Origin of the sequence: Moorella naiadis (nom. illeg.) (assembly GCF_051020825.1) — a bacterium.
In the GTDB taxonomy this organism is placed as follows: domain Bacteria; phylum Bacillota; class DSM-521; order Neomoorellales; family Neomoorellaceae; genus Neomoorella; species Neomoorella naiadis.
The window spans coordinates 1-3,574 of record NZ_JAXGFQ010000059.1 but is presented as its reverse complement, the minus strand read 5'-3'; the positions used below and the strand labels follow the sequence as shown (position 1 = coordinate 3,574).

At 56.3% G+C, this 3,574-nt stretch carries 1 tRNA gene and 2 rRNA genes; all 3 read left to right on the top strand.

The features are described from left to right. Nucleotides 1-61: 61 nt before the first annotated feature. The 3 genes from SDD30_RS17105 to SDD30_RS17095 all read left to right on the top strand — a co-directional run bounded on the left by SDD30_RS17105 (nt 62) and on the right by SDD30_RS17095 (nt 3,523). A 23S ribosomal RNA gene (locus SDD30_RS17105) occupies nt 62-3,088 on the top strand. A gap of 197 nt (nt 3,089-3,285) precedes the next feature. Further along, nucleotides 3,286-3,399, top strand: a 5S ribosomal RNA gene (gene rrf / locus SDD30_RS17100). A 49-nt stretch (nt 3,400-3,448) separates the two neighbouring features. Beyond that, nucleotides 3,449-3,523 (top strand) — tRNA-Asn (locus SDD30_RS17095). Nucleotides 3,524-3,574: the final 51 nt, after the last annotated feature.

Below are 3,574 nucleotides of genomic sequence, written 5' to 3'. Positions count from 1 at the left end.
AGTTGTTCTTTGAAAACTGCACAGCGAGGAAAGCGTCGTAGAAGACCCACCTACGGAAGAAGGTCAAGCTAGTAAGGGCATACGGTGGATGCCTAGGCGCTAAGAGGCGAAGAAGGGCGTGGTAAGCTGCGAAAAGCCCCGGGGAGCCGCAAGCAGGCATAGATCCGGGGATACCCGAATGGGGCAACCCGCCTGGAGTAATATCCAGGCACCCTGTACTGAATAAATAGGTACAGGGAGCGAACCGGGGGAACTGAAACATCTTAGTACCCCGAGGAAGAGGAAGCAAAAGCGATTCCCCTAGTAGCGGCGAGCGAAGCGGGAAGAGCCCAAACCTTATGCATGGAGAAGGCTGCAACCGTTGTGCATAAGGGGTCGAGGGGCTTCCAGGAGCAGTTGCAGGTGCTCGACGGGAGGCGAAGCTGCAGGAGAAGAGGACTGGAAAGTCCCGCCAGAGGAGGTAAGAGCCCTGTATCCGAAGCAGCGTAAACTTTCGGGAAGGACCCCAAGTACCACGGGACACGAGGAATCCCGTGGGAATTCGGGAGGACCACCTTCCAAGGCTAAATACTCCTTAGCGACCGATAGTGCACTAGTACCGTGAGGGAAAGGTGAAAAGCACCCCGGGAGGGGAGTGAAATAGAACCTGAAACCGTATGCTCACAAGCAGTCAGAGGGCGTTAAAGCCTGATGGCGTACTTTTTGTAGAACGGGCCGGCGAGTTACGTTAACGGGCGAGGTTAAGGGGAAGACCCGGAGCCGGAGCGAAAGCGAGTCTGAAGAGGGCGGAAGTCCGTTGACGTAGACCCGAAACCGGGTGATCTACCCATGGGCAGGGTGAAGCGAGATTAAACTCTCGTGGAGGCCCGAACCGACCGACGTTGAAAAGTCGGCGGATGACCTGTGGGTAGGGGTGAAATGCCAATCGAACCCGGAGATAGCTGGTTCTCCCCGAAATAGCTTTAGGGCTAGCCTCAAGGCAAGACTAACGGAGGTAGAGCACTGATAAGGCTAGGGGCCTTACCAGGTTACCGAACCTTTTCAAACTCCGAATGCCGTAAGTTAATCCTTGGGAGTCAGACTGCGGGTGCAAAGATTCGTAGTCGAGAGGGAAACAGCCCAGACCAACAGCTAAGGTCCCCCAAGACGGGCTAAGTGGAAAAGGATGTAGAGTTGCTTAAACAACCAGGATGTTGGCTCAGAAGCAGCCACCATTTAAAGAGTGCGTAATAGCTCACTGGTCGAGTGACTCTGCGCCGAAAATTTAGCGGGGCTCAAGCCCGTTACCGAAGCTTTGGGAACCGAGTGCACCACTGGTGCTGCCAGAGGCGAGTCAAGCCTCTGGAAGTAGCAGTGGGGCACTCGGTTCGGTAGGGGAGCGTTCTGCAGGCAGCGAAGGTGTACCGAAAGGAGCGCTGGAGCCTGCAGAAGAGAGAATGCCGGCATAAGTAAGCGAGAAGGCAGGCGAGAATCCTGCCCGCCGAAAACCTAAGGGTTCCTGGGGAAGGCTCGTCCACCCAGGGTAAGTCGGGACCTAAGCCGAGGCGAAGAGCGTAGGCGATGGACAATCGGTTGAAATTCCGATACCACCAAAGAGTCGTTAACAGGAAGGGGTGACGCAGGAGGGTAGGCCCAGCGCACCGTTGGTCGAGTGCGTCCAAGCCCGTAGGGTGTGAGGTAGGCAAATCCGCCTCACAAGAAGCCCGAGAGGTGACGGGGAGCGAAATTAAGTAGCGAACTGGCTGAGCCCAAACTGCCAAGAAAAGCCTCTAACGAGACTCGAGGTGCCCGTACCGTAAACCGACACAGGTAGGTGGGGAGAGGATCCCAAGGCGCGCGAGCGAACCTTCGTTAAGGAACTCGGCAAAATGACCCCGTAACTTCGGGAGAAGGGGTACCCCGTTAGGGTGATAGTAGAACATACTGGAGCCCGAGGGGGTCGCAGAGAAGTGGCCCAAGCGACTGTTTACCAAAAACACAGGTGCCTGCTAAAGCGGAAGCTGAAGTATAGGTGCTGACGCCTGCCCGGTGCTGGAAGGTTAAGGGGAAGGGTTAGCGCAAGCGAAGCTCTGAACCGAAGCCCCAGTAAACGGCGGCCGTAACTATAACGGTCCTAAGGTAGCGAAATTCCTTGTCGGGTAAGTTCCGACCCGCACGAAAGGCGTAACGATTTGGGCGCTGTCTCAACGAAGGGCTCGGTGAAATTGTAGTACCGGTGAAGATGCCGGTTACCTGCGATAGGACAGAAAGACCCCGTGGAGCTTTACTGTAGCCTGACATTGGGTTTTGGTGTTTCATGTACAGGATAGGTGGGAGGCAGCGAACCACTGCCGCCAGGTAGTGGGGAGCCGACGGTGGGATACCACTCTTGAAACACTGAAATTCTAACCTTAGTCCGTGAACCGGACTGGGGACCGTGTCAGGTGGGCAGTTTGACTGGGGCGGTCGCCTCCCAAAAGGTAACGGAGGCGTCCAAAGGTTCCCTCAGCGCGGTTAGAAATCGCGCGTAGAGTGCAAAGGCAGAAGGGAGCTTGACTGCGAGACCGACGGGTCGAGCAGGGACGAAAGTCGGGCTTAGTGATCCGGTGGTCCCGGGTGGAAGGGCCATCGCTCAACGGATAAAAGCTACCCCGGGGATAACAGGCTTATCTCCCCCAAGAGTCCACATCGACGGGGAGGTTTGGCACCTCGATGTCGGCTCATCGCATCCTGGGGCTGAAGTAGGTCCCAAGGGTTGGGCTGTTCGCCCATTAAAGCGGTACGTGAGCTGGGTTCAGAACGTCGTGAGACAGTTCGGTCCCTATCCATCGCAGGCGTAGGAAACTTGAGAGGAGCTGCCCCTAGTACGAGAGGACCGGGGTGGACAGACCGCTGGTGTACCAGCTGTCCTGCCAAGGGCATAGCTGGGTAGCCAAGTCTGGAGGGGATAAGCGCTGAAAGCATCTAAGCGCGAAGCCCACCTCAAGATGAGGTTTCCCATGGCAAAAGCCAGTAAGACCCCTGGAAGACGACCAGGTAGATAGGCCAGGAGTGTAAGGGGGGTAACCCCTTGAGCGGACTGGTACTAATCGGTCGAGGGCTTGACCATAAGTAGAGGGTTAACTACGACGACCTCGCTGGGTAGTTTTGAGGGAACAAACCTCAAGGAGATATATGGTGGCAGAAGGCCACCAGCGAACGGGAGAGAGTAGATGGAGGCAGGCTTAAATCAGGAACTGGCGTAGCCAGTTCCGACAAGACTCCCACCTCTAACCTCCCACTTCCCACATCCATGTAACAAAGGTTTCTGGTGGTAATAGCGGAGGGGCAACACCCGTTCCCATCCCGAACACGGCAGTTAAGCCCTCCAGCGCCGATGGTACTGGGGAGTAACCCCGGGAGAGTAGGACACTGCCAGGAAGTTATTAAGAGAGCATGAAGGGTTAACCTTCATGCTCTCACCATACATTCCTCGGTAGCTCAATGGTAGAGCGCCCGGCTGTTAACCGGGTGGTTGCAGGTTCGAGCCCTGCCCGGGGAGCCACTACATATACCCGCCCCTGCGGTTTACCCCGTCAGGGGCTCTTGCGTTTAC